We start from the raw sequence: 24,612 nt of genomic DNA on the forward strand, positions 1-24,612 counted from the left end.
GCGTGCTACTCGCCGCCTGACGGGCATGCTAGGCTGCTCGGGCTTCCGGATTGGAGAAACAGATGCACCTTCACGTCATCGGTATTTGCGGTACCTTCATGGGCTCTCTGGCGCTTCTGGCGCGCGCGCGCGGTCATCGCGTCACGGGGAGCGATGCCAACGTCTATCCGCCCATGAGCACACAGCTGGCCGAGGCCGGTATCACCCTGATGGAAGGCTATGCGGCCGACAATCTCGTCCCCGCGCCTGACCTCACGGTGGTCGGCAATGCCGTCTCGCGCGGCAACCCCGAAGTCGAGGCGCTGCTCGAGCGCGGGCTGGCCTATACCTCCGGCCCGCAATGGCTGTGTGACGAGGTGCTGACCGGCCGCCCGGTGATCGCCATCGCCGGCACCCACGGCAAGACCACCACCGCGACCATGACCGCCTGGATTCTCGAATGTGCGGGCCTCGCACCGGGCTATCTGATCGGTGGCGTGCCGCCACAGTTGGGCGATTCCGCGCGTATCGGCGATCCTCAAGCGCCCTTTGTGGTCGAGGCCGATGAATACGACACGGCCTTCTTCGACAAGCGTTCCAAGTTCGTGCATTACCGGCCGCGCATTGCCGTGCTCAACAATCTCGAGTTCGATCACGCCGACATCTTCCCGGATCTCGCCGCCATCGAGCGCCAGTTCCACCACCTGGTGCGCACCGTGCCGGCTGGCGGCAAGCTGGTGGTCGCGGCGGACGCCGTCGCCGGTGCCCAGGCACTGGAGCGCGTGCTGGATCAAGGCTGCTGGACGCCGGTGACGCGCTTCGGCGCTGAGAGCGGTATCGAGAATGCCGGTGGCGACTGGCGCTATCGCCTGATCAGTGCCGACGGCAGCCACTTCGCGCTGGCACCGCCGTCTGGTGACGCAGGCGAGGCGGACCGCTTCGTCGAGTGCCAGTGGGCGATGCGCGGACGCCACAACGTGGCCAATGCCTGCGCCGCCGTGGCCGCGGCCGTCGAATGCGGCGTGAGTCTTGCGGTGACACTGGAGGCGCTCGCGCGTTTCGCGCCGCCCAGGCGTCGGCAGGAGCTGCGCGGTGAGGTGGCAGGCGTCAAGGTCATCGATGACTTTGCGCACCATCCGACCGCCATCGCCACCACGCTCGAGGGCCTGGCGCCCGGCGTTGCGGCCGAAGGGCAGGGCGGTCGCCTGTGGGCGGTGATCGAACCGCGCTCCAACACCATGAAGCTCGGCACCATGAAGGCGCGTCTGCCGGCTTCAGTGACCGCGGCCGACCGCGTCAGCTGGTTCGCGGGCCCCAGCCTTGGCTGGTCGTTGGAGGAGACGGTCAGCGAGTGCCGTGCGCTCGGCGTGGAGGCGGAGGTCGAGCAGGACCTCGACGCCCTGATCGCGAAGATCGCCAATCAATCCCGTGCCGGCGACTGGGTGGTCGTGATGTCCAATGGCGGCTTCGGCGGTATCCACGAGCGCCTTCTTGCGGCGCTGGCAGCACGCGAAGGTGAAGCATGAAAGCGCAAGCGACAGCCCCGGAGGGCGAGTTCAAGTCGGCGGTCACCGTCGCGCTGACCGGGGCCTCCGGCGCCCAGTACGGCCTGCGCCTGATCGAGTGCCTGGTCGCGGCCGGTCATGAAGTGATGGTGATGGTCTCCAAGGCGGCGCACATGGTGATCGCCACCGAGACCGATGAGGGGCTGCCGGCGCGTCCGGCGCGTCTCACCGAGGTGCTCACGCAGCGCTACGCCGCCAGGCCCGGCCAGATTCGCTGCTTCGGGCGCGAGGACTGGATGGCCCCGGTGGCCTCCGGTTCCGGCGCGCCGAGCGCCATGGTGGTGTGCCCGTGTTCCACGGGCTCACTGTCCGCGATCGCGACCGGGGCCAGCAACAACCTGATCGAACGCGCGGCCGACGTGGCCCTCAAGGAACGCCGCACGCTGATTCTGGTGCCGCGCGAGACGCCGTTCTCGGCCATCCATCTCGAACACATGCTGAGTCTGACGCGCATGGGCGCTGTCATCCTGCCCGCCGCACCCGGCTTCTATCATCGCCCGCAGACCCTCGATGACATGATCGATTTCATCGTCGCACGCATTCTCAACCAGCTGGGGATCTCGCATGCGCTGATACCGCGCTGGGGCGAGGGGCATGTCAGCGGCGATTGAAGGGCGGTCAGTCGATCCGTCCGAGTGAGAGCTTGTCAGAGGCATCCCTCTGGCACTGCATCAGACTGAGCAAGGAGAGCAGGGAATGCTGAATTGGTCATTGTTGTCGGTGTTCGTGCCGACGTTCTTTCTGGTCTCGCTGACGCCGGGCATGTGCATGACGCTGGCGATGACCCTGGGAATGACCCAGGGCGTCAAGCGCACGCTGTGGATGATGATGGGCGAGCTGCTGGGTGTCGGGTTGGTGGCGGTGTCGGCGGTGATCGGCGTCGCGACCATCATGCTGCGCTATCCGATGGTGTTCTCGGCCTTCAAGCTGGCGGGTGGTGCTTACCTGGCCTGGCTGGGGATCCAGATGTGGCGCTCGCGTGGCCGCCTGGCCCTGGGGGTAGCTGGGGAGGGTGCGGAGGCACCGCGCGCCTCGCGCCGCGCGCTGGCGGCACAGGGCTTCGTCACCGCGATCGCCAATCCCAAGGGATGGGCGTTCTTCATTGCGCTGTTGCCGCCGTTTCTGGATGCCAGCCTGCCGCTGGCGCCGCAGCTGATCGCGCTGGTCGGCATCATCCTGACGCTGGAATTCACCTGCCTGCTGCTCTATGCCGGCGGTGGCAGCAGCCTGGCGCGTTGGCTGGGGCGTGGCTCGCGTGTGCGCCTGATGAACCGCGTGGCGGGCACGCTGATGATCGGCGTGGGAGTCTGGCTCGCGACCGGTTGATGTCGGCATGACCGAGCGAAGAATTTCATCTTGTGAACACACCAAGGCCCGCCAATGGCGGGCCTTGGTGTGTCCAGGGGCGCCGTTGATTCAGCAGTCACTTCGAGTCAGCTGTGACTTCGGTTCAGCTGCGACGCTGATTCAGCTGCGACGCAGGGTCTCAAGTGCTGCCGCCGCCACGATGAAGCTGCCGCCGACCAGTGTCAGCCAGGTGGGCACCTCGCCAAGAATCAACCACGCAAGCAATACGCCGTAGACGGGTTGCAGGCAGCCGATCATGCCGACGGTCTTGGCCTTGAGTCCACCGAGGGCGAAGGTCATCAGCGCATGCGGCGCAGCCGTGAAGACGATGGCCAGCACCAGCATGGCGATCCCCGTCGAGGGGCTGGCATCCATGATCTCACTGGAGACGAACGGCAGTGTCAGCACCACGACCCCCAGCGCCTGCAGGCTCATCGACAGTACCGGATTGAGATGGCTGAGACGGTAGCGCACCAGTAGATTGCGTGCCGCGAACAACAGGCCCGAGAACACGCCCCATGACACTCCCGCCAGGCTGTCGCCCTGCGCGCTGCTGTCGCCGCCGGGAACGAGCAGCCAGACGCCGATACAGACCAGCCCCGCTGCCGCCAGGTCCTTCGCTTTCAGGCGTGTGCCTTCCACCCAGGGCTCCAGCAGCACGATGAAGATGGGATAGGTGAACAGCGCCAGCATGCCGGTGGCTACGGAAGACACCTGCATCGAATGAAAGTAGCTCACCCAGTGTGCGGCCATCAACGCGGCGGCGATGCCCAGCAAGAGCCAGTCGCGTCCGCTCAGGCGCAGCGAGACATGCCACTTGAGACGCGCCAGCCACAACAGGAACAATCCTGCCAGCAGGCTGCGCCAGGTGGTGATGTCGAGCGCCGAGAGAGGCACGCCTTTCGAGAACAGCGCCGTACCGCCGAGCAGCGCGATGCCGAGATGAATCGACATCAGCGCCTGGGGCTGGTTGGCGGGAGGGGCAGCAGGGCCGGGCATGTGGTTCCTCGTCATCAGGGGGTAGTGATAAAGCCGCCATCGCAGGCAGCTCATCGGTTTACATCGTTATCACGGCAACGGTATCGCGACGGCCTGAGTGGCAGCAGTCTGATCGCGACAGCCTAGAGCGGCAGCCAGACGAAGCGTGCCGCCAACAGCAACAGGCTCGCCATGCTCAACCACAGCAGCGGGGCCGGCGAGTCGAGGGGTGCCGAGGTCTGGCGCACGAAGGCGGGGTAGCTGATGCGCACCAGCGCACAGACCAGCAGACCCAGGCAGGCGCCGCCCAGCACATCGCTGAGGTAATGGACGCCAAGCGTGATGCGCGACAGGCCGACCAGCGTACAGGCGGCGATGGCTGCCCAGTAGATCCAGCGGCGTCGCGAGGAGGGCTGGCGCTCGGCGATGAAGGCGGCGGCCAATCCGAATACTGCCACGCTGCCGGCGGCGTGGGCGCTTGGGAATGACATCGACCCTTCCAGGAAGGCGGGGGTGTCCGGACGCGGGCGCTGGATCAGGTGCTTGAGCACGGTATTGGCGCTGGCGATGCCCAGCCAGGCCGCCGTCAGATGCAACCATACCGCGTGGCGACCCTTGAGCAGCAGCCATACCAGCCACGGAGCCACGAGCGCTGCCAGACCGGTGCCATCTGCGAGGCGAGACAGCCCGAGGCTTGCCTCGCGCAGCCAGTCCTGGGGCAACAGTGAGGAGAGGCTAGCGGCCAGTGAGGCTGCCACGCGGTCGATCCACCACGGCTCGGGATGGGCCAGCACCGCCAGACTCATGGCGGGCACGCTGATCACCGCGAAGATCAGCAGTGCCATCGAAGCGAGCGGAAATTCGCCCTCGGGGTCGGGATGGCGCAGCTGCCACCACAGACGCCGCCCGGAGGGGCTGCGACGCATGCGACGCGCCAGCCAATGATAGAGGCGGCCCTCACGGCCCAGCTGGCGGCGCAGGAAGGAGAAGGCGAAGGCACAGGCGATCAGTCCGCTGGCCAGGCCGACCAGCAGACCATCGGCCCCTTCCGGCAAGGTGAACAGTGACTGCCAGGTCTGGCCCAGCAGATAGCCCGGCAGCAGGTAGGCCGGTGCCCAGGCCAGTGCCGAGAGGCCATTGACCAGGAAGAAGCGCGCCGGCGGCATGTCGAGCATGCCGGCGACCAGCGGGATGATCGGGCGCACCGGGCCGACGAAGCGCCCGAAGGCGATCGACCAGCTGCCGTGTCGATGAAAGAACTGCTGACCATGCTCGATCCACTCGGGATGGCGCGAGAAGGGCCAGCGGCCGGGCAGTTGATCGCGATAGCGGATGCCCAGCCAGAAGCTCACGCCATCGCCGATGATGGCGCCCAGCGCACCGACAGCCAGCAATATCGGCAGCGAGAGTTCGAGGTGGCCGGCCAGTGAGGCGCCAGCGGTGAGAATGACCACGCCCGGCACCAGCAGGCCGATGATGGCGAGAGATTCAAGCAGTGAGACCAGGCCGATGACGGCGACAAGGGCTGCCGGGTGATCGCTCAGCGTGGTCATCAGGATATCGATCATCACACTGGGGTTCAGCCAATGCAGCAGTGACGCAAGGGTGTCGCTCATTCATTGAGATCCATCAGGGCAAGCTGGCTGGCCAGCAGGCGTTGCTCGAGTTTCTGGGTGGTGTCATCGGCCTTGTACGTCACCAGGCGCGCGCGGGCAATAATGGAGCCGGTTTCCGGCTGTGTGGCCGCTGCCAGCGCCGCGGTCAGGCGCTCGCGCATGATCAGTGCTCCCGCCTCGCCGGTATTGGGCAGCATCAGCCAGAAGGAGGACTTGTCGCTGCGGCACAGCAGGTCGCCCTGGCGCGAGACCTCCTGCATCACGTCGCAGGCCATCGCCAGGCATTCGACGCGCCTGTCTTCGCCGAACTGCTCGCCGAGCATGTCCAGTTGCGGCAGATAGACGACCAGAATGCTGAGCGGTTGGTCCAGCGCCCGCGCACGTGCCGCCTCACTGATCAGTCGCTGCTGGCCGGTGCGGGCATTGAAGGCATTGCACTCGGTTTCCTCGCTGGCGGTCAGGCTCATGACACCCGCCTGCAGGCTGTTGATGACGAACGGCTGGCTGGCCACCAGCAGCAGACACAGGTAGCGCAGTATCTCGCCGAAGTTGTCTTCCTGCTGGCCCAATAGCCATAGCCACAGTGGTGCCAGCACCAGATTGAGCAACATTGCCGGCGCCAGGGGCAATAGCAGCAATGTCAGCACGCTGGGTAGCCCCAGCCACAGTGACATGCCCGGATAGGTGCCCGGCGCCTCGAGTGCCAGCATCAGATAGCTGGCGATCAGCGTCAGATAGGAAGGCAGCGGCTGCTCATCATCGAGGTGATTGAGGCCGGCGGCAATCGCCATCAGCATGGTGGCCAGCACCGGCGTCAGGATATGCTCGAAATCGCCCACCAGGTAGCGCCACAGGGCGTAGGTGGCGATCACCGCGGCGGCCAGCAGCATGATCAGTGTCTTGCGATTGGCGAGTTCCCGACGCTCGCTATGCGCCAGACTGTGTAAAGGAGACATCAGTGATCATTCCCCCGCGATGGTGCTACGGCGACCTTGTCTGCCGCGCTGGCCTGTTTCAGGGTGTCTCGTCCATCGTCTGACCGGGCTTCGTCTGAAAAAGCATCAGCATCGGCAGGCTTGCGAGGCAGAGGCGGCAGCAGGGTGATCGGCTGCGGTTCATCGCTCAAGTGGGCACTGAGGCGCTTGAGGTCCAGCGCGCCGAGATCACTGTCGTTGAGAGGCTGTACACGGGCGCGGACCGGCATCGCGAGATGCTCGATCAACTGGCGACGGCGCAGACTGGCCATGCGCTCGCCGCGGGTGACCAGCAAGACGGCCAGTGCCCCATCATCGAGCTGGTAGCGGGTTTCATGCGGCAATGCGGCGCTGTCGAGGGTATTCATCAGGCGACGGTTGGCCAGGCGGCCGGTCTTGACCGGTGCGAGCAGGATCAATTCGATATGGATTTCCTCGCGATCGGCACGGGCAATTTCCCGCGGCAGGTCTCGCATCAGCTGGTACTGTGACCAGATCGCGCGGCTGGAATCACGACGACCACGACGCTCCAGCTGCATCCAGACCTGCTGCTGGCGTCGCCCACCGATGGCACCGAGCGCCATCAGGGTCGCGGTGATACCGATGCCCAGGCTCAGCCAGTCGCTGCCCAGCTGGCTGAGCGCCAGCCAGGTGGTGACCAGCCCGATCAGTGCGCAGGCCGGTGCCAGCCAGCGTGGGCGCGGATAAAGCAGCAGGACGGCAAAGCCCCACAGCCACATCAGGTGCTGTTGCGGGGCCAGCAGCACCAGTGCACTCATGATCAGCGCGACGCTGAGCATCACCAGCGTACGGAACCAGCGCAGGGTGAACAGCTCGTGGGCGAGAGAGACCACCAGCAACATCGTGCCGCCCACCGCCAGCAACAGGGCAGTGAGCGTCAGGCCGATACTGATCTGTCGTGCCGCTTCCAGCAGCAGCAATACAGAGCCGAGCAGACAGACGAACTGACTGAGACGGACTTTGAACTTGATCTCCATGGTGACTTATATTGGCACCTTTGCCGTGGATGGCGCGAAATCGGCCGAATTCCCTGGCCGAACGGTCTATGACGTGGGCATTGCCTGCACGTTTGCAGGATGCGACGGTGCTCCGATCATGCAACGTCGTCTGCAATAATGGCAGCATACCCCAAACGGCGAGTGACAAAAGTGTCTACGCCTCTCAGGCTTTCACATCAGGTCTTTATGTCAGGGCTTCTCAGGGGAATGCCCTCGCGGGGCCCGGGCGATGATGGAATGAGTGCGTGGACACTGACAACCAGCGAGATTAGGCACATGAGTGAGCAGGGCAAGCACGACACCACGGACGTCGTGGCGTACATGAATCGTCTGGGGCACGCAGCGCGCGCGGCAAGCGTCGTGATGCGTCGCGTCGACAGCGGCATCAAGAATCGTGCTCTGCAGACCATGGCGCGTCTGATCGATGAGCGTCGCGAGGCACTGGCAGAGGCCAATGCCGAGGACCTGACGCGTGCACGCGCCAATGGGCTCTCGGAGGCGATGGTCGATCGTCTTGCGCTGACGCCTGCGCGTATCGACGGCATGATCGAAGGGCTCGAGCAGGTCGCGGCGCTGCCGGACCCGGTCGGCGAGGTCGATGGCCTGCGCTCGCGTCCGAGCGGCATTCAGGTCGGTCACATGCGCGTGCCGCTGGGCGTTATCGGCATCATCTTCGAGTCACGCCCCAATGTGACCATCGAGGCAGCCAGCCTGTGCCTGAAGTCCGGCAATGCCTGCATTCTGCGCGGTGGCTCCGAGGCCGCGTCCAGCAACCGTGCGTTGAGCGAGATCATCAGCGAGGCGTTGGTGCTCTCCGAGCTGCCGGCCACGGCAGTGCAGGTCGTCGCCACCACGGACCGCGCCGCGGTCGGCGAGCTGATCGCGATGCCGGAATTCGTCGATGTGATCATCCCGCGCGGTGGCAAGAGCCTCATCTCGCGTATCTCGCGTGATGCACGCGTGCCAGTCATCAAGCACCTCGATGGCATCTGCCACGTCTATATCGATGCCACGGCAGACCTGGCGATGGCGGTCCGGATCGCCGAGAACGCCAAGACCCATCGCTATGGCACCTGCAACACCATGGAGACCCTGCTGGTCGATGCGCCGGTTGCCGCCGAGGTCCTGCCGCGTATCGCCGAGCGTCTGGCGGCACATGAGGTCGAGATTCGCGGTTGCGAGCGTACTTGCGAAGTGCTGCCGCAGGCCGTGGCTGCCAATGCAGAAGACTGGGATACCGAATATCTCGCGCCGATTCTGGCGGTTCGCGTCGTGGATGGCGTCGATGAGGCGATGGCGCATATCGAGCGTCACAGCTCCGGGCACACCGAGGCCATCATCACCGAGAACTATGCGCTGGCGCGCCGCTTCATGGCGGAGGTCGATTCCAGCTCGGTGATGGTCAACGCCTCCACCCGCTTCGCCGATGGCTTCGAATATGGCCTGGGTGCCGAGATCGGCATCTCCACCGACAAGCTGCATGCGCGTGGCCCGGTCGGGCTTGAGGGCCTGACGACCCGCAAGTACATCGTGTTCGGTGATGGGCAGATTCGCCAGTGAAGGGTCAGGTCTCACCCGCCGATGATCAGGTCACGCCCGAGCAGACCTTGACGAACGAGAAGGCCCTGTCGCCCGAGGCGCTGGAGGACACCCAGCGTCCCTTGAACGCTGATGGTCTCGCGCAGGAGCGTGAGGCCGTGCATCACGGCACCGAGTCGTCACATGACTCGCGCTCAAGGACTGATGCATCAGCGGAGCCGGGCTTCGAGGGCTGCCTCGGCCCGGTACCGCGTGTCGCCATGCTCGGTGGTACCTTCGATCCCATCCATCACGGCCATCTGCGCAGTGCCATCGAGCTGCGCGAAGCGTTGGGGCTGGACCATGTGCTGCTGGTGCCTTCGCATCAGCCGCCGCATCGCGCCGCGCCCGGCGTCAGCAGTGACCAGCGGCTGGCGATGCTGGAAGCCGCGATAGAGGCAGAGCCAGGCCTCAAGGCCGATGGGCGTGAGCTGCTGCGCGATGGGCCTTCCTACAGTGCCGACACCCTGGCCAGTCTACGCGCCGAATACGGCCCGCAGGCGCGGCTGGTGATGGCCATCGGCCATGACGCCTTCCTCAAGCTCGGGGAGTGGCATGCCGCCGATCGTCTGTTCGATGACGCCCATGTGGTGGTGATCGAGCGGCCGGACCATGATGCACCGCTGCCCCGGGCGCTCGAAGCGTTGATCCAGGGGCGCGAGGTCGACTCGGTGGCGGCCTTGATGGCGCGCCCGGGTGGCCACCTGTTGCGCCTGTCGCTGCCGACACGCATGGCCATCAGCGCCACCTTCGTGCGCGAGCGTCTCGCGCTGGGTGACAGCGTGCGCTACCTGCTGCCGGAAGCGGTGATCCGTCATATCGAGGCGCATGGCCTCTACTGTCCGTCATCGAGCTGAGCCCATCATCGAGCTGAGCGTTGTGGCTCTGAACGTCCTGTCGCGTGCGAGCGTGGCATCATGAGAGGGGCGTCACTGCCGCGATCCCGCATCGCCGTGCGTGGCGCCCCTTTGGCGAGTAAATGACGATGCCCATAGGCGCGCGCATCGCCAACGGGTAGAATGCGCCCCCTGCCGAACAAACTCCCGAGGAATCATGCAGACCGAAGCTCTTAAAAACCTGGTTGTCGACGCCCTTGAAGAACTCAAGGCCCAGGAAATCAGCGAGATCAATGTCTCCAAGCTGACCAGCGTCACCGATGTGATGGTGATCGCGACCGGTACGTCCAGCCGCCATATCTCCGCGCTGGCCAACAACGTGCAGGTCACCGTGAAAGAAGCCGGCGTCAAGCCGTTGGGCTGTGAAGGCGACAACGGCTCCGACTGGGTGCTGCTGGATCTGGGCGATGTCGTCGTCCACGTCATGCTGGCCGAAACCCGTGCCCTGTACGACCTCGAGCGTCTGTGGAGCGATCTGCCCCGCGAAACGCGTGAAGAGTACGAGCAGAGCCACTGATCCTGCCAGCCTGACCCGACGGGTTGCTCGTCGGGACACGCCAACCGCGCGTTACGTCCTTGCCGGTCGCGATGTCGCGGGCAGGGAGTATCCGATGGAAGGACTGCGGGTTCGCCGGTCGTTCTGACACAGCACGGGACAGGACATGAAGATCCGAGTTTTGGCGGTCGGGCAGAAGATGCCGGACTGGGTGGAGAAGGGTAGCCGGGAATATCTCAAGCGCATGCCGCGGGATTTTTCGCTTGAGTTCATCGAACTGGCGCCCGGCAATCGCGGCAAGAATGCGGACATCGCCCGTGCCATGGCCAGTGAAGGCGATCGGATGCTTGAAAAACTCAAGGGAAATGAACATGTTGTCGCCCTTGATGTCCTAGGTAAGGCTTGGAGCACCGAGCAGCTTGCCCAGCATGCCGATGATTGGCGGCTGGGAGGGCGAGACGTGGCCATCCTCATCGGTGGCCCGGATGGGCTCGACCCACGTCTGCTGGCACGTGCCGATCAGCGCTGGTCGCTCTCGGCACTGACGCTGCCGCACCCTCTGGTGCGCATCGTGCTGGCGGAACAGCTTTACCGCGCCTGGACATTGCTGGTCGGGCACCCCTATCACCGGTAAGCGCCTGCCGCTTGCGACACGACACTGGTTGCGAGACCCGCCATGCGCCAACGCCGGGCGACGATAAAGAATCCTCAACAGGAAGTGCGGATCTTTCGCCTTCGCAGCATCGTGGCTGCCGGCCTCGTGCTGGTGCTGGCCGGATGTCTGCTGGCGCGGCTGCTCTTCCTGCAGGTCGTGGAACACGACATCTATACGACGCGCTCGGACAAGAACCGCGTGCGTGTCGAGCCCTTGCCGCCTACGCGTGGCTTGATCTATGACCGCAATGGTCAGCTGCTCGCCGAAAACCGCCCCAACTACAATCTCACCATCGTGCGCGAACGCGCCGGTGATCTCGAGACGACGCTTGAACGCCTGGTCGAGATTCTCGATCTGCCGCCCGATGAGGTCGAAGACTTCAAGGAACGCTCGCGTCAGCGTCAACGTCCCTATCAGCCTGCCCTGTTGATGAGTGAATTGAGCCAGGAGCAGATAGCGCGTCTGGCCGTCAATCGCTATCGCCTGCCCGGCGTCGAGGTCGAGGCGCAGCTGCTGCGCTACTACCCGGACGCCAAGCCGCTGTCGCATACCCTGGGGTACGTGGGGCGCATCAATCAGGCCGAGCTCAAGACTCTCGACAAGGGCAACTATTCGGGCACCCACTTCATCGGCAAGACCGGTATCGAGCGCTTCTATGAAGAGGAGCTGCACGGCCAGGCCGGCCTGCGCAAGGTGGAAACCAATGCGCGGGGTCGCGTGCTGCGTGAGCTGTCGCGGATCGACCCGGTGCCGGGCAAGGACCTGACGCTGACCATCGACCGCGGCCTGCAGGATCTCGCCTATCGGCTGCTCAAGGGGCGGCGTGGTGCCATCGTGGCCATCGAGCCCGAGACGGGTGACATCCTGGCGATGGCCTCCGTGCCGGGCTTCAACTCCAATGAGTTCGTCACCGGCATCAGCGTCAAGAGTTATCGCGCGCTGCAGAATGATATCGACCTGCCGCTGTTCAACCGTGCCATTCGCGGCCAGTACCCGCCGGCCTCGACCGTGAAGCCTTTCATGTCGCTAGCGGGGCTGGAGAACGATGTCATCACCACCAGCACTTCCTTCTACGATCCCGGCTATTTCCAGCTGCCCAATGACAGCCACAAGTACCGCAACTGGCTGCGCTGGGGGCATGGGCGCGTCAACATGCGGCGTGGCATCGCGGTCTCCAATGACACCTTCTTCTACAACGTTGCCTATCGCCTGGGGATCGACCGCATCAGCGAGTACATGCACAAGTTCGGTTTCGGTGAGCAGACGGCGCTGGACGTGCAGGGCGCGCTGCCCGGTCTGATGCCGTCCAAGGAATGGAAGCGCAATCGCTACGACAAGCCCTGGTACCCCGGCGAGACCATCTCCATCGGTATCGGTCAGGGCTACTGGCTTGCCACACCGTTGCAGCTCGCCTCGGCGGAGGCCGTGCTGGCCAATCGCGGCAGGCACGTGACGCCTCACCTGGCCAAGCGCATCGGCGACGAGACGGTATTGCTGCCCAGAAGCGAGGAAAAACCGGATGTGGTGCTGGACAATCCGGCGTGGTGGGACGATGTCATCGCCGCGCTCGAGGACGTGGTCAGCGGGCGAGAAGGCACGGCGCGCAAGTATGTCGGGCCCGGTCTCAAGTACCGCATGGCCGGCAAGTCCGGTACCGCCCAGGTCTTCACCCTCGGGCAGGACCAGAAATACAACGGCAAGGAGCTCGCGGAGCGTCTGCGTGACCACGCCCTGTTCGCCGCCTTTGCGCCGGTCGAGCACCCGGAGATAGCCGTCTCCGTGGTGATCGAGAACGGCCAGGGCGGCAGCTCCGTGGCGGGTCCGATGGCACGCGCCGTCACCGATTACTGGCTGTTGCCGCGCATTGACCCCGAAGCGCGTGAGGCGGCGCTCACGCTGGCTGCCGCTATGGCACCGCCGGAGGCACCGGCGGGCGAGGGTGAGCAAGGAGAGAACGATGCCGACTGATTATCAGCGCTCGATGCGTGGTGTAGGTGGGGATCTCAGTCATCGCCGCCGCACCAGTCTATGGGAGCGTATCCACCTCGACCCCTGGCTGCTGCTGCTGCTGTTGGCCGTGCTCGGCTGCGGGCTGATCGTGCTCTATAGCGCCAGCGGTCAGGATATCGATTTCACGCTGCGCCAGGCCTCACGCCAGGCGCTGGCGCTGGTGATCATGATCGGGCTCGCCCAGTTGTCACCCGCGACGCTTTACCGTTGGGCGCCGGTCGCCTATGGCGCTGGCTTCCTGATGCTGGTGGCGGTGGAGGTGCTGGGGGATGTCGGCATGGGCGCCCAGCGCTGGCTGGTCATCCCAGGGGTGGTGCGTTTTCAGCCCTCTGAGCTGATGAAGCTGGCGATGCCGATGATGGTGGCCTGCTGGCTCGGGCAGCGCCCGTTGCCTCCACGCTGGCGAGATCTGGTCATCTGCGCCGTGATCATCGTCGCGCCGGTGCTGCTGATCGCGCGCCAGCCGGACCTCGGCACCTCGTTGCTGGTTGCTGCGGCGGGGGTATTCGTGATCCTGCTGGCGGGGCTTTCCTGGAAGCTGATCGCCTTCTTCGGTGCCTTGATCGCCTCGGCATTGCCGCTTCTGTGGATGGTGATGCACGACTATCAACGCCGCCGTGTGCTGACATTCCTCAATCCGGAGTCTGACCCGCTTGGCGCGGGCTGGAACATCATCCAGTCCAAGACGGCCATCGGCTCGGGCGGCATCTTCGGCAAGGGCTATACCCTGGGGACCCAGTCCCAGCTCGAGTTTCTGCCGGAGCGCCATACCGACTTCATCGTCGCGGTCATCGGGGAGGAGTTCGGGCTGATCGGCATGAGTTTCTTCCTGGGGCTCTATGTGCTGATCGTGCTGCGCGGGCTGGTGATGTCCAACAATGGCCAGGACAGTTTTGCACGGCTGACGGGGGGCGCGATCATCCTGACGTTCTTCGTCTACGTCTTCGTCAACATCGGCATGGTATCGGGTATCTTGCCGGTCGTTGGCGTCCCGTTGCCGCTGGTCAGTTATGGTGGGACCTCCAGCGTGACCTTGCTGGCAGGCTTCGGTATTCTCATGAGCATTCATACCCACCGGCGCCTATTGTCGCGATGACGTGACGGCCAGTTGCCGAGTGGCAAGGACATTCGCGAGCCCAAGCTCGCAGACAGGCAAGGAGAGAGTCGATGACGGTGATCAATGCGTGTGGGCGACGTCTCAAGCACTGGGGCGCAGCCCTGGTGATGGTGGCACCGCTGCTGGGAATGTCAGGCGTGGCCAAGGCGGCGCCTGATGGCTTCGCCCCGGCGACTCACCCGGAAACGGCCAGGCTGGTCGACGAGCTGGTGGCCAAGGGGCTGGATCGCGATCGTGTGACCGAGCTGATGAATCAGGCCGATTACAGCCAGAAAGTGCTGGATGCCATGTCGCGTCCGGCGGAAGGTCATCTGCGCTGGGACCAGTACCGCGCCATCTTCATGAAGCAATCGCGCATCGAAGCCGGTGTGAAGTTCATCGCCGAGCATCGTGAGACCTTCGATCGTGCCCAGGCCGAGTATGGTGTGCCGCCGGAAGTCATCGCCGCCATCATCGGTGTCGAGACCTTCTTCGGCAAGCACACCGGGACTCACCGCGTGATCGATTCACTGTCCACGCTGGCCTTCGATCACCCGCGTCGCGGCAAGTTCTTCCGTGGCGAGCTGGCAGCCTTCCTGCAGCTGACGATAGAGCAGGGCATCGACCCGCTCTCCATCAAGGGCTCCTACGCCGGTGCGATGGGCTATCCGCAGTTCATCCCGACCAGCTATCAGGCCTATGCGGTCGATTTCGATGGCGATGGCGTGCGTGATCTGTGGCATAACCCGATCGATGCCATCGGCAGCGTCGGCAACTACTTCGCGCGTCATGGCTGGAAGGCCGGTGCGCCGGTGGTCAGCGCCGCGGACGGCCCCGGGACGCCACCGTCCTCCGTCACCTTCAACAAGACGAAAAAGCCGTACATGAGCGTTTCCGCGCTCGAGGCGGCCGGCGTCCAGGTGGCAGACGACGTGGCCGGCAATACCCAGGTGATCCCTTTGGCGCTGGATCTGAGACAGGGCTACCGCTACGCCGTCGGCTACGACAACTTCTACGTCATCACGCGCTACAACCACAGTCACATGTACGCGATGGCCGTGGATGAGCTCTCCCGTGCGATCAAGCGTCGTCTCGAGGACGGAGGTGCGGGATGAGCTGGTCACGCGCGCTACCGCTGACCCTCGCGCTTGCCCTGCTGGCTGGCTGTGCCAGCAGTGGGGGCGGCACCCAGGTCAGTGATGGTGCCTCGGCGAGCACCGGCAAGAAGGCGGGCAAGAACAGCCGCTACGAGTTGGACAGCGATGCCTACCCCGATGATGCGCCGGATGTCTCGGCGGTGCCCGATGAGGTACCACGTGTCGAACCCTATACCCGCAGCGGCAATCGCAGCGAGTATGAGGTATGGGGCAAGACCTATCGCGTGATGGATGACCCGCGCGGTTACGTGGCCGAGGGCACTGCTTCCTGGTATGGCAAGAAGTTTCATGGCTACGCCACCGCCAGTGGCGAGATCTATGACATGTACACCATGACGGCGGCTCACAAGTCGCTGCCATTGCCGACCTATGCGCGTGTCACCAATCTGGACAACGGCAAGCAGGTCATCGTCAAGGTCAACGACCGTGGCCCCTTCCATGAAGATCGTCTGATCGATCTGTCCTACAGCGCGGCGTGGCGCCTGGACATGCTGGGTCATGGCACTGGGCACGTGCGTGTCGAGACCCTCGATGCCACGACCTGGAAGCCGGGCCCGAGCCCGACCCAGGGCACGGCAGAGTCCGAGCGTCTGCTGGCGCGCAGCCAGGCGGTACGCCGCGAACAGGGCATTGCCGGACTTGACGCGATGGAGGCAACCGGCGGTTCCGTGGCCTCGAGCGCTTCCGGCGCGAGCGTTGCCGCCAAGCCCGTGGTAGCCTCTGCTGCGCCGAGCAGCACGCCCTCAGTGGCGAGCGGGGAAGCCACCTTCCTGCAGGTCGCGGCGGTCAGTGATCTGAGCAAGGCCGACAGCATTCGTGCCAGTGTCAGCTCCCGTCTGGGGCGACCGACTCGCGTGCTGGGTAGCGGCGACCTCTATAAGGTTCAGGTCGGTCCGCTGGAAGACAGTGTCCGTATTGAATCGCTCAAGTCGGCGCTGGCCGATGCTGGCTATGCCGGGGCCTTCAGCGTCACGGCAGAGCGATAAGGGCCGCAGGCCCGTTTTCATCCATCATGCGCTTCGTGAAGAGGCGCAACATGGCCGAGGCGCAAGCCTCGGCTTATGCATGAGTGTCAAAGAGATTCCAACATGTCCCTGAAAGCCCGACTTCTTCCTCTTCGGCGTCGATTCTCCGCGCTGATGGCGGCCAGCGGCATTGCGCTGTTCGCAGGCGTTGCCGCCACCCCGGCCCATGCCATCGAGACGGATACCCTGATTCCGGCGGCGCCGCAGCTGGCGGCGTCTTCCTGGATCCTGATGGACGCCAATTCCGGGCGCATCCTGGTCGAGCACAACGCCGACAAGCGCCTGCCGCCGGCCAGCCTGACCAAGATGATGACGGCCTACCTGGTCGAGAGCGAGATGGACGACGGCAAGCTGAGCCCGGACGAGAAGGTCCGCATCAGCGTCAATGCCTGGAAGACGGGCGGCTCGCGCATGTTCATCCGCGAAGGCACCAGCGTTACCGTCGATGACCTGCTTCACGGTGTCATCATCCAGTCCGGCAACGACGCCAGCGTCGCGCTGGCCGAGCGCATCGGCGGCAGCGAAGGTTCCTTCGCCGACCTGATGAACCAGCACGCCAAGCGTCTGGGCATGAAGAACACCCACTACATGAACGCCACTGGCCTTCCGCACGCGGAGCATTACTCCACGGCCCACGACCTGGCGATTCTGGCGCGCCGCATCATCAAGGACTACCCGGATCACTACGAGATCTACTCCCAGAAGTACTTCACCTGGAATGGTATCAAGCAGCCGAACCGCAACAAGCTGCTGTGGCGTGACAAGGATGTCGATGGCCTGAAGACCGGCCACACCGAAGAAGCCGGCTACTGCCTGGTGGCATCCGCCAGGAAGGAAGATACTCGCCTGATCAGTGTCGTGATGGGCACCAAGTCCGAAGAGGCGCGTGCGCAGGAATCCCAGAAGCTTCTGACCTATGGCTTCCGCTACTTCGAGAGCAAGAAGCTCTATGACAAGGGCGCGGTGCTCAATCAGGCGCGTGTCTGGGGTGGCGAGAAGGACCAGGTGCGTCTGGGCATGGCTCAGGACGTCTTCCTGACCGTACCGAGTGGCCAGGCTGACAAGCTGACCGCGCGTCTTGATCTCAAGGACACCATCAAGGCTCCGGTCCAGGCCGGCGAGCAGTACGGTACCCTGCAGATCAAGCTGGACGACAAGGTGCTGGCCGAAGAATCGCTGGTCGCACTGGAACCGGTGGAGCAGGGCGGCCTGTTCAAGCGTCTGTGGGATGCCCTGATGCTGTTCTTCCACGGCCTGTTCAACTGAGTCAGTTCTTGGCTGTGTGACGTGACGCGGCCGAAGGCATGATTCAGTGATGGCAGTGGGGCGCGCGTGCTGGCGGTGCCAGGCGCGCGCCCCTGAATATCGCGGTCGTGTACTCAACAAAGGGCGATCCGGCTGACGGATCGCCCTTTGTTGAGTAGAATGGTCGGAAATAGAGTTACCTGAAGGGCTATCCCCATGGCCAAGACGCCAGCAGCTGGTGGGCAGACGCCCCCGAAGATTGAATTCCCGTGTGATTTCTCCCTCAAGATCGTCGGCACCGCCGCAGAAGATCTCGTCGAGGTGGTCTGCAATATCCTGGAAGTGCATGCGCCGGGCTTCGATGCGACGGCCATCACCTGGCAGGACAGCAAGAACGGCAACTACCGCAGCATCCGAGTGGTGATCCGTGCCACCGGTACCGATCAGCTGGATGCGCTGCACCGTGACCTCAAGGCCACCGGTCGCATCCACATGGTGCTGTGATCCAGGCATGAAACGCTGGATTTCCTTGTCTTGCGCCTTGATGACAGGAGCGCATGCATGAACACGATTCACGTCTACCACCTCGGCCTCAAGGCCTATGATGAGGTGTGGTCGGCCATGCGCCACTTCACCGATACGCGTGCGGCCGATGCGCCGGACGAGCTGTGGGTGGTGGAGCACCCGCCGGTCTTTACCCAGGGCCAGGCGGGCAAGCCGGAGCATCTGTTGATGCCGGGCGACATTCCGGTGGTGCAGACCGACCGTGGCGGCCAGGTGACCTATCATGGGCCCGGCCAGCTGGTGCTCTACCCGCTGCTCAACGTCAAGCGAGGCGGCATCGGCGTTCGCCAGCTGGTGACGGCGCTGGAAGAAACGGTAGTGGCAGCGATGGCCGAGCATGGCATCGAGGCCTATCCGCGTCCGGACGCGCCAGGCGTCTATGTGAAGAAGGCGGCGCAGCGTGGTGATGACCCGCGTCGTTCGATGGAAGAGGCCAAGATCGCCTCGCTGGGGCTGCGCATCCGGCGTGGTTGCAGCTTCCACGGCGTGGCGATCAATCTGGACATGGACCTCGCGCCCTTCGGGCGCATCAATCCCTGCGGCTATGCCGGCATGGCGATGACCCAGCTGCGCGATCTCGTTCGCGCACCGGTGGATCTCGCCAGCGAGCGTGACCGCCTGGTGCGTTGTCTGGGCGCAAGCCTGGGCGATGTGACCCTGACTCCGGTGAGCGGCCTGCCCGCGGCACTGGCTGACATTTCTCGAACAGCAGGACAGAACTGATGACCGAGACCATCGCTACCACGAAGCCCGCTCCCTCCGCTGCTCCTGCCCGTAAGGAGCGTGGCGTGAAGCTGCGCGGCGCCGAGAAGGTTGCCCGCATTCCGGTCAAGGTGATTCCCACCGAGACCTTGCCCAAGAAGCCGGACTGGCTGCGTGTGCGCATGCCGGCCTCGCCGGAAGTCACCCGCATCAAGCAGACGCTGCGCAAGCACGGTCTGCATACGGTCTGTGAGGAAGCCTCCTGCCCGAACCTGGGTGAGTGCTTCAGCGGCGGTACCGCCACCTTCATGATCATGGGGGATATCTGCACCCGTCGTTGCCCGTTCTGTGATGTGGCGCACGGTCGTCCCAACGCATTGAACGCCGACGAGCCGCGCGAGCTGGCCGAAGCCATCGCCGAGATGCGCCTGAATTACGTCGTCGTGACCTCCGTCGACCGTGATGACCTGCGCGATGGTGGCTCCAACCACATCGCCGAGTGTATCCGCGAGATCCGCGAGAAGTGCGACGGCACCGAGATCGAAGTGCTGGTGCCTGACTTCCGTGGTCGCATGCAGGTCGCGCTGGATGTGCTCGAGCAGACGCCGCCGGACGTCTTCAACCACAACCTGGAAACCGTGCCGAGCCTTTACCGTCGCGTGCGTCCGGGCGCCGACTACCAGTGGTCACTTGATCTGCTCAAGGGCTACAAGGAGCGTCGTCCGGAAGTGAAGACCAAGTCCGGTCTGATGCTGGGGGTCGGCGAGACTGACGAGCAGGTGCTCGAAGTCATGCAGGACCTGCGCAACCACGGTGTCGACATGCTGACCCTGGGTCAGTACATGCAGCCGTCGCGCAACCACCTGCCCATCGACCGCTGGGTGCACCCGGACACCTTCGATTGGCTCGGCCAGAAGGCGCGCGAGATGGGCTTCTCGCATGTCGCCTCCGGCCCGCTGGTGCGCTCTTCCTACCACGCCGACAAGCAGGCGCACGGTGTGGAAGTGAAGTAAGTCGCACTGCTGACATGCCGTCAGTTGTCTGAACGAAAAAACCGCCATGGAGCTTGTCTCCATGGCGGTTTTTTCATGTGGCCTGCGCCATCAGGACGCTATGTTCATTGCTCGGTTGCCAGCGGCAGGCAGGCCACGCTGTGCCCGGGGATGGGCTCCATCGGCGCGCTGAAGTGAGCATTGAGCTCCGGCAGCAGCTCGCGCACGAAGCGCAGGAACAGCTCGGTGACCGGCGTGGGGTAGCGGTCCTTGGGATAGACGGTGCACCAGCTGCGCCTGAGCGGGAAGCCCGGCAGCGAGGGGGAGGCCAGCAGGCCTGAGGCCAGCTCGAGCTGAACCGACAGTCGCGGCAGGATCGCCACGCCCAGGTGCGCCATCACGCCTTGCTTGATGGCCTCATTGGAGCCCAACTCCAGCGTATGACGCAGCGAGACACGCTCGCGTGCGGCGAACTCCTCGAAGGCGGTGCGCGTGCCCGAACCGGGTTCACGCATCAGCATGTAGTACTGCGCGAGGTCTTCCAGGGTGATGCCCTTGACCTCCAGCAGCGGATGACCGGGCCAGACGACGGGGATCAGCTCGTTGTCGAGAATCGGCATGAAGGCCAGATTGGCGTCATCCGGCACCATGCCCATGATCACGAGATCATCGCGCCGCTCGGCGAGGCGCTCGAGCGCTTGACCGCGATTGCAGACGCGCAGGCGCACCGACACTTCCGGATACCGCGCCCGAAAGCGCGCCAGAATATGCGGCACCACGTACTGTGCGGTGGACACGGCCGCCAGGTTGAGCTCGCCGCGGATGGTGCCGGCGATCTCCGACAGCTCCATCTGCAGGCTCGAGACCTCGCCGAAGATCGACTGCACCGAGTTTGCCAGGGCGTCAGCCGCCGGCAGGATATGCAGCGTCTTGCCGGCATATTTGAACAGCGATTGCTCGAGTGCCTGCTCCAATTGACGAATCTGGGCACTGACGGCGGGTTGCGTCAGGCCAAGTTGCTCGGCCGCACGGGAGTAGGACTGCTGGCGATGAACCGCTTGGAACACCTGTAACTGTCTGAAAGTTAAGCGATTCAACAAGTTTGGACGCGACATGACACACCCAGTCATAAGGTTTTACTTATAGATTGGCAAAAAAATATCAACTTTTCTATTGGTCTCTCGCTGGGTAGCGTGGAACGCATGCTACCTCGTGTCTGTCAGCGCCGTTGTCGCGTCTGGCGGTCAATGACAAGCGCACGACCAGAGCACCACAACAAGATCACGCGTCACGTCCGGGAGAGTCACCATGTTTCGCAAGTTGCTGATTGCCAACCGAGGGGAAATCGCAGTGCGCATTGTACGCGCCTGTGCCGAGATGGACATCCGCTCAGTCGCTGTCTACACCGAACCTGACCGTTTCTCCTTGCACGTCAAACGCGCCGATGAAGCGCATTTCATCGGCGAAGACCCGCTGGCCGGCTATCTGGATGCCCGCCGCCTGGTCGATCTCGCGCGCGAGACCGGCTGTGACGCCATCCATCCGGGCTATGGATTCCTGTCGGAGAACGCCGAATTCGCGGCCATCTGTGAAGCGGCGGGAATCGCCTTCGTAGGGCCGGCCAGCAGTGTCATCGCCCGCATGGGCGACAAGACACAGGCCCGCGATGCCATGAAGGCGGCCGGCGTGCCGGTGACACCGGGCTCGGCCGGCAATCTGGCCGATGTCGAGGAGGCGCTGAGTGTCGCCGAGCAGGTCGGCTACCCCGTCATGCTCAAGGCTACCTCAGGCGGTGGGGGGCGCGGTATCCGGCGTTGTGATGATGCTCATCAGCTCGAGCAGGCCTGGGGGCGCGTGATCTCGGAAGCCACCAAGGCCTTCGGCAGTGCCGATGTGTTCCTCGAGCGCTGCGTGGTCGACCCGCTGCATATCGAGGTGCAGATCCTCGCTGACAATCACGACAACGTGATTCATCTGTTCGAGCGTGACTGCTCCATCCAGCGTCGCAACCAGAAGCTGATCGAGATCGCCCCCAGTCCGCAGCTGACACCGGAGCAGCGCTCCTACGTCGGCGAGATGGCAGTACGTGCCGCCCGCGCCGTCGGCTATCGCAACGCCGGTACCGTGGAGTTTCTGGTCAAGGGCAACGAGATCTACTTCATGGAGATGAACACTCGCGTGCAGGTGGAGCACACCATCAGCGAGGCCATCACCGGCGTGGACATCGTGCGCGAGCAGATCCGCATCGCCTGGGGCCACAAGCTGGCCTTCCGTCAGGAAGACATTCGCCATCACGGCTATGCGATCCAGTTCCGCATCAATGCCGAGGACCCCAAGAACGACTTCCTGCCAAGTTTCGGGCGCATCACTCGCTACTACGCGCCGGGCGGGCCTGGCGTGCGTACCGATACCGCGATCTATACCGGCTACACCATCCCGCCGTATTTCGATTCCATGTGTCTGAAGCTCATCGTGTGGGGGCTGACCTGGGAAGAGGTCATCAATCGTGGCTCACGTGCCCTCAATGACATGCGTCTGCAGGGCGTCAAGACCACGGCGCCTTACTATCAGGAAATCCTCAAGCACCCTGATTTCCGCAACGCACACTTCGATACCGGCTTCGTGGCCGCCCACCCGGAATTGACCCAGTACTCGGTCAAGCGCCTGCCGGAACAGACGGCGCTGGCGATCGCGGCGGCCATCGCGGCCCACGCCGGACTCTGATGCACACCTGATGCTCCTGATGCCGTGAATCTTCCCTGATCTTCACCCGGTTCACGTAGCCAACAATTAGAAGGACCCCAGACATGACAGCTGCAACTCCCAACACCAGCGCCATCGATCACTTTGATCGCGTCAAGGTCACCGAAGTCGTGCTGCGCGACGGCCACCAGTCGTTGATCGCGACCCGCATGCGCACCGAGGACATGCTGCCGATCGCCGCGCGTCTCGATCAGGCCGGCTTCTACAGTCTCGAAGTGTGGGGCGGTGCGACCTTCGATGCCTGTGTGCGTTTTTTGAAGGAAGACCCCTGGGCGCGTCTGAAGGCGCTCAAGGAAGCCATGCCCAATACCCCGCTGCAGATGCTGCTTCGCGGCCAGAACCTGCTCGGCTATCGTCACTACGCCGATGATGTGGTGGAGGCCTTCGTCGAGCGCGCCGCGGCAGGTGGCATCGATATCTTCCGAGTCTTCGATGCCTTGAATGACCTGCGCAACATGGAAACCGCCATGCGCGCGGTCAAGAAAGCCGGCAAGCACGCCCAGGGCACCATCTGCTACACCGTGAGCCCGGTGCATACGCTGGAAATGTACGTCGAGCAGGCGCGCAAGCTGGTCGCGATGGGGGCCGACTCCATCGCCATCAAGGACATGGCCGGCCTGCTGACGCCGTACGCCACCTATGATCTGGTCAGCGCGCTGGTCGAGGCGGTCGAGGTGCCGATCCACCTGCACAGTCACGCCACGGCGGGCCTGGCGCCGCAGTGCCAGATCAAGGCTGTCGAGGCGGGCTGTCGTCACATCGACACCTGCATCTCGGCCTTCGCCGGCGGCACCAGCCATCCGGCCACCGAATCCTTCGTGGCCTCGCTGCGCGGCACCCAATGGGATACCGGCCTTGAGCTGGAGTCGCTGCGTGAGATCGGTGATTACTTCCACGAGGTGCGCAGCAAGTACTCAGCCTTCGAGAGCGAATTCACCCGCGAGGATGTCTCGGTCCAGATCAGTCAGATCCCCGGCGGCATGATGTCCAACCTGGCCAGCCAGCTGAAGGAGCAGAACGCCCTGGAGCGCATCCGCGAGGTCTTCGATGAGATCCCGCGTGTGCGTGCCGATCTCGGCTATCCGCCGCTGGTTACCCCGACCTCGCAGATCGTCGGCACCCAGGCGGTACTCAACGTGCTGACCGGCGAGCGCTACAAGAGCATCACCAACGAGGTGAAGCGTTATCTGCAGGGCGGCTATGGTCAGGCGCCGGCACCGGTCAACGAAGAGGTCCGCTCGCGTGCCATCGGTAATGCGCCGGTGGAAGTCGGGCGCCCGGCCGACCTGCTCTCCCCGGAGATGACGCGTCTCACCGAGGAGCTGGGCGAGCTGGCCGTGTCCCCCGAGGACGTGCTGACCTTCGCCATGTTCCCGGAGCTGGGACGTGACTTCCTCAACGAGCGCCGCGCCGGCACGCTCACACCGGAAATCATCCCCCAGGGCGAGGCGGAGCGCCCGGTGACCTCTGGCGTGCCGACCGAATTCGTCATCGACGTGCACGGCGAGTCCTACGCGGTGCAGATCACCGGCGTCGGCGGCGCCAAAGGCAGCAAGCGTCACGTCTATCTGACCCTGGACGGCATGCCGGAAGAGGTGGTGTTCGAGGCCAAGGACGATTACGTGGCGGGCGGCCAGAGCGGCGGACGTGCCAGCGCCTCGGCGCCGGGCCATGTCACCACCGCGATGCCGGGCAACATCGTCGAGGTGCTGGTCGCGGTCGGTGACAGCGTCACCGCGGGCCAGTCGGTGCTGATCAGTGAGGCGATGAAGATGGAGACCGAGATCGCCGCGCGTGTCGACGGTACCGTCAAGGCCATTCATGTCGCGCGTGGCGATCGTGTCACGCCGGGGGAAGTGCTGATCGAGATCGCGTGATGCCAGCGGCGGCGAGGTTGCAATATCTGGCCGCCGTCACCATCTGACAGCTATACGATCACCAAGGGCGGCCGGGCA

Annotated in this window: 22 protein-coding genes; 17 read left to right on the forward strand and 5 right to left on the reverse strand. The window is 64.2% G+C overall.

The genetic code is table 11. From position 1 onward, the window contains the following. Nucleotides 1-62 precede the first annotated feature (62 nt). The 3 genes from mpl to QQF40_RS00855 all read left to right on the forward strand — a co-directional run bounded on the left by mpl (nucleotide 63) and on the right by QQF40_RS00855 (nucleotide 2,870). Nucleotides 63-1,505: a UDP-N-acetylmuramate:L-alanyl-gamma-D-glutamyl-meso-diaminopimelate ligase gene (gene mpl / locus QQF40_RS00845; RefSeq protein WP_175088249.1), complete on the forward strand. Its 1,443-nt coding sequence runs from the start codon at nucleotides 63-65 to the stop codon at nucleotides 1,503-1,505. Continuing rightward, the gene (locus QQF40_RS00850) at nucleotides 1,502-2,155 is read left to right on the forward strand and encodes a flavin prenyltransferase UbiX (protein WP_285460149.1); all 654 of its coding nucleotides are present in this window, start codon (nucleotides 1,502-1,504) and stop codon (nucleotides 2,153-2,155) included. Before mpl ends, QQF40_RS00850 begins: the two co-directional genes overlap by 4 nt. An 85-nt stretch (nucleotides 2,156-2,240) precedes the next feature. Continuing rightward, nucleotides 2,241-2,870, forward strand: coding sequence for a LysE family translocator (locus tag QQF40_RS00855; RefSeq protein ID WP_175088247.1), 630 nt, complete (start codon nucleotides 2,241-2,243; stop codon nucleotides 2,868-2,870). A 141-nt stretch (nucleotides 2,871-3,011) separates the two neighbouring features. On the opposite strand, the gene QQF40_RS00860 is transcribed toward QQF40_RS00855, so the two are convergent. The 4 genes from QQF40_RS00860 to QQF40_RS00875 all read right to left on the reverse strand — a co-directional run bounded on the left by QQF40_RS00860 (nucleotide 3,012) and on the right by QQF40_RS00875 (nucleotide 7,457). Continuing rightward, nucleotides 3,012-3,890: a DMT family transporter gene (locus QQF40_RS00860; RefSeq protein ID WP_175088246.1), complete on the reverse strand. Its 879-nt coding sequence runs from the start codon at nucleotides 3,888-3,890 to the stop codon at nucleotides 3,012-3,014. A gap of 122 nt (nucleotides 3,891-4,012) precedes the next feature. Then, nucleotides 4,013-5,485 carry a bifunctional DedA family/phosphatase PAP2 family protein gene (locus tag QQF40_RS00865; protein WP_254626942.1) on the reverse strand — a complete coding sequence of 491 codons (1,473 nt, stop codon included), beginning with the start codon at nucleotides 5,483-5,485 and terminating at the stop codon, nucleotides 4,013-4,015. Then, entirely contained in the window at nucleotides 5,482-6,441 is a 960-nt protein-coding gene (locus tag QQF40_RS00870; protein WP_285460150.1) for a diguanylate cyclase domain-containing protein, read from the reverse strand. The genes QQF40_RS00865 and QQF40_RS00870 overlap by 4 nt, the downstream gene beginning before the upstream one ends. Then, nucleotides 6,441-7,457, reverse strand: coding sequence for a hypothetical protein (locus tag QQF40_RS00875; RefSeq protein WP_285460151.1), 1,017 nt, complete (start codon nucleotides 7,455-7,457; stop codon nucleotides 6,441-6,443). The genes QQF40_RS00870 and QQF40_RS00875 overlap by 1 nt, the downstream gene beginning before the upstream one ends. Nucleotides 7,458-7,754: 297 nt before the next feature. On the opposite strand from QQF40_RS00875, the gene QQF40_RS00880 reads away from it, so the two are divergent. The 12 genes from QQF40_RS00880 to lipA all read left to right on the forward strand — a co-directional run bounded on the left by QQF40_RS00880 (nucleotide 7,755) and on the right by lipA (nucleotide 19,915). Beyond that, nucleotides 7,755-9,038, forward strand: coding sequence for a glutamate-5-semialdehyde dehydrogenase (locus QQF40_RS00880; RefSeq protein WP_175088243.1), 1,284 nt, complete (start codon nucleotides 7,755-7,757; stop codon nucleotides 9,036-9,038). A gap of 239 nt (nucleotides 9,039-9,277) precedes the next feature. Further along, nucleotides 9,278-9,913, forward strand: coding sequence for a nicotinate-nucleotide adenylyltransferase (gene nadD / locus QQF40_RS00885; protein ID WP_175088380.1), 636 nt, complete (start codon nucleotides 9,278-9,280; stop codon nucleotides 9,911-9,913). 196 nt (nucleotides 9,914-10,109) lie between these two features. Next, nucleotides 10,110-10,469, forward strand: coding sequence for a ribosome silencing factor (gene rsfS / locus QQF40_RS00890; protein WP_043331961.1), 360 nt, complete (start codon nucleotides 10,110-10,112; stop codon nucleotides 10,467-10,469). A gap of 145 nt (nucleotides 10,470-10,614) precedes the next feature. Further along, a complete protein-coding gene (gene rlmH, locus QQF40_RS00895; protein ID WP_043331959.1) occupies nucleotides 10,615-11,082 on the forward strand; it encodes a 23S rRNA (pseudouridine(1915)-N(3))-methyltransferase RlmH in 468 nt (155 codons plus the stop codon). Between the two features lie 42 nt (nucleotides 11,083-11,124). Then, nucleotides 11,125-13,071, forward strand: coding sequence for a penicillin-binding protein 2 (gene mrdA, locus QQF40_RS00900; protein ID WP_285460152.1), 1,947 nt, complete (start codon nucleotides 11,125-11,127; stop codon nucleotides 13,069-13,071). Then, nucleotides 13,061-14,209 carry a rod shape-determining protein RodA gene (rodA, locus tag QQF40_RS00905; RefSeq protein WP_175088240.1) on the forward strand — a complete coding sequence of 383 codons (1,149 nt, stop codon included), beginning with the start codon at nucleotides 13,061-13,063 and terminating at the stop codon, nucleotides 14,207-14,209. The genes mrdA and rodA overlap by 11 nt, the downstream gene beginning before the upstream one ends. Nucleotides 14,210-14,280: 71 nt before the next feature. Continuing rightward, complete coding sequence (mltB, locus tag QQF40_RS00910; RefSeq protein WP_285460153.1) at nucleotides 14,281-15,324, forward strand: lytic murein transglycosylase B; 1,044 nt, start codon at nucleotides 14,281-14,283, stop codon at nucleotides 15,322-15,324. After that, a complete protein-coding gene (locus tag QQF40_RS00915; RefSeq protein ID WP_285460154.1) occupies nucleotides 15,321-16,352 on the forward strand; it encodes a septal ring lytic transglycosylase RlpA family protein in 1,032 nt (343 codons plus the stop codon). The genes mltB and QQF40_RS00915 overlap by 4 nt, the downstream gene beginning before the upstream one ends. Before the next feature lie 102 nt (nucleotides 16,353-16,454). Then, the gene (locus QQF40_RS00920) at nucleotides 16,455-17,657 is read left to right on the forward strand and encodes a D-alanyl-D-alanine carboxypeptidase family protein (protein ID WP_285460155.1); all 1,203 of its coding nucleotides are present in this window, start codon (nucleotides 16,455-16,457) and stop codon (nucleotides 17,655-17,657) included. Nucleotides 17,658-17,852: 195 nt separating this feature from the next. Next, complete coding sequence (locus QQF40_RS00925; protein WP_043331948.1) at nucleotides 17,853-18,140, forward strand: HP0495 family protein; 288 nt, start codon at nucleotides 17,853-17,855, stop codon at nucleotides 18,138-18,140. 57 nt (nucleotides 18,141-18,197) lie between these two features. Then, a complete protein-coding gene (gene lipB, locus QQF40_RS00930; protein WP_175088237.1) occupies nucleotides 18,198-18,923 on the forward strand; it encodes a lipoyl(octanoyl) transferase LipB in 726 nt (241 codons plus the stop codon). Then, the gene (lipA, locus tag QQF40_RS00935) at nucleotides 18,923-19,915 is read left to right on the forward strand and encodes a lipoyl synthase (protein ID WP_052384342.1); all 993 of its coding nucleotides are present in this window, start codon (nucleotides 18,923-18,925) and stop codon (nucleotides 19,913-19,915) included. Before lipB ends, lipA begins: the two co-directional genes overlap by 1 nt. A gap of 104 nt (nucleotides 19,916-20,019) precedes the next feature. On the opposite strand, the gene QQF40_RS00940 is transcribed toward lipA, so the two are convergent. Beyond that, nucleotides 20,020-21,009 (reverse strand): LysR family transcriptional regulator, encoded by a 990-nt coding sequence (locus QQF40_RS00940; protein ID WP_043331946.1) that lies wholly within the window; start codon nucleotides 21,007-21,009, stop codon nucleotides 20,020-20,022. Nucleotides 21,010-21,202: 193 nt separating this feature from the next. Between QQF40_RS00940 and QQF40_RS00945 the strand changes: the two genes are divergently transcribed. Next, the gene (locus QQF40_RS00945; RefSeq protein ID WP_043331944.1) at nucleotides 21,203-22,618 is read left to right on the forward strand and encodes an acetyl-CoA carboxylase biotin carboxylase subunit; all 1,416 of its coding nucleotides are present in this window, start codon (nucleotides 21,203-21,205) and stop codon (nucleotides 22,616-22,618) included. Nucleotides 22,619-22,701: 83 nt separating this feature from the next. After that, complete coding sequence (oadA, locus tag QQF40_RS00950) at nucleotides 22,702-24,534, forward strand: sodium-extruding oxaloacetate decarboxylase subunit alpha (protein WP_285460156.1); 1,833 nt, start codon at nucleotides 22,702-22,704, stop codon at nucleotides 24,532-24,534. Nucleotides 24,535-24,612 lie beyond the last annotated feature (78 nt).

Origin of the sequence: Cobetia sp. LC6 (assembly GCF_030264805.1) — a bacterium.
Classification (GTDB): Bacteria; Pseudomonadota; Gammaproteobacteria; order Pseudomonadales; family Halomonadaceae; genus Cobetia.